At 33.1% G+C, this 2,096-nt stretch carries 1 protein-coding gene; it reads right to left on the reverse strand.

Annotated elements, in window-relative coordinates:
* Positions 1–2,060, reverse strand: a 2,060-nt coding sequence (locus tag I2D69_RS19590; RefSeq protein ID WP_195380418.1) for an ABC transporter permease, incomplete at its 3' end; no start/stop codon positions are given.
* Between the last annotated feature and the right edge of the window lie 36 nt (positions 2,061–2,096).

Genomic DNA, 2,096 nt, shown 5'->3' on the forward strand with positions numbered 1-2,096 from the left:
TAATTCACTAAATTGCCTTCTCCATACAATTCTTTAAATAAATCTTCTCCTAAATAAAACCAAGGTCCTAAAATAGTATTATCACCAGTTAAACTATCTCCTGATATCTGTTCTGAATCCACTACCAAAATTTGTGATAGCACTTCTGCTTTCTTCAGTGGTTTTCCATTCTTATAAATCGTCACTATTTCACCAATATCTGGTAAATTCTCTAATGCCTGACTACTATAACCACCCTTTGTATTTTTAGAAACAGCAGCCAAAATATAGTTCCCACTTTTTAGCTTTTCTTTAATGGTGGCAATATTGCTTTCCCCATCTAAAATTTCCATTTTATCAACAAAATTCTCAGAAATACCACACACATTACATAATGCTTTTTCATCCTTTGACAATGTTACCTGTCCATAATTTGTTATTGCTTCATTTGTAATTACGCCATCAACTTCTACATTGGGCATATATTCTTTTATTTCAATTCCTTCATTGCCCCATTCAAAACTTATGTCAGAATTATCTACTGTATTTTTATATAATCTAGTACCATTTTGGACTATAGAATTTTTCTCTACTTGTTCCATGACCTCCTCGTCCAATGCCGCCGAAGATCTAATATATCCAACACTCGGATTTAAAGTGTCTGTAGATGCAATCAAATAGTCCCTCCGCATTCGTGCATTAATATATTTTTCTTCATCAAAACTATTCGAAATAATCCATAAAGAGTTAACAAAGATAATACTTAGTATAAGTGAAGTAAACACTAAAGTCGTTCTTTTCCTATTCCTTTGCAGATTACTCTTTGCTATGTTTCTAATAGAACGAATATCTTTTTCAGCGATTTTTTTCTTTATCTCTGTATATTTTGCTGTTTCAATTGCAGAATACTTAGCCGCTTTTTGAGAAGGTCTTCTCATGCTTAAGAATACTGTAATTAATACAAAAATAATTGTTAAAGCAAAAATAGCTGGATGCGCTGATTGTACAATGGTAAGTTCTTCCTCACTATATTCCCAGTTTTTAAGAATGACTGGTAGCAAAAGAACACCTAGCCCATATCCCAGAAGCAAGCCAATCGGAATACCGATAAGAGATAAAAAAAGCATCTGTCTTCGCATTAATCTCTTGATTTGTTTACCTGTCATTCCAATTGTTTTCATTATTCCAAATTGCTGAATATCCTGCATAACACCTATATCAAAAATATTATAAATCAATAGGTAGCCACATAAAATAAATAACGCTGCAAAAAAGAATATCGAAAGAATCAATCCCGTATTTCCATCTTCTGAATATAATACATAGTTCACTGCTATGTGAATATATTCTCTTCCATTAGAATCCTCTGTTTGTCCTCCAAGGCTTTTCACATATTCTTTAAGGTTTTGCTCGATATTTTTTGTGTTCTTCATGCAAACGCTTGCATAATATGTTCCGGACACTTCTTTATCATCATCATAAGTATTCTTTGTCACTTCAAGATTGTGTTCTAAAAATGTTTCTGATACAATTAAAAAATCAGCCTTAGGATTTCCTGTATACCAACCTGCCAATCGCATATCAAAATTATATTCTTGACCTCTTAATGTAAAAGACACCGGAACATAACTTCCTACTTCCTTTTTTATTCCCAGTTCTTCCAATGCTTGCTCAGATAAAAGCACTTCTTTCTCATCTTCTGGCATCTTCCCCTCTTTCAAAGAAAGATAATAAGCTTCCATACCACCTTTATCTAGATAGTCTATTTCAATAGGTCGCTTTGTTTCTCCTTCCAAAAATGCGATTGGAATCCTTCCTCCCACGCTTTCAAACAACTCCGAATTTTGAACTTCCTGAAACTGTTCTTTATTTAAGTATCGAAGTTCTGCATCTGCTTTTAATCCCGAAAGTCTTAACTGTGTTTCTTGAATGGATTGCATACCGCCAAATCCAATTTCCAATACTGAGGTAAATAAAATGGTAGTTAACGTAATCGCCAATACAAGAAGAAGATTTCTCTTTCTATTCACCTTCAGATTACCCTGAACCATTTCTTTGATTATTTTCTTTTCATTACTCATACGATTTTACCATCTCTCATTCTTATAATCCTTGAT

It is taken from the genome of Ruminococcus sp. D54t1_190329_F1 (assembly GCF_015551645.1).
Classification (GTDB): Bacteria; Bacillota; Clostridia; order Lachnospirales; family Lachnospiraceae; genus Blautia_A; species Blautia_A faecis.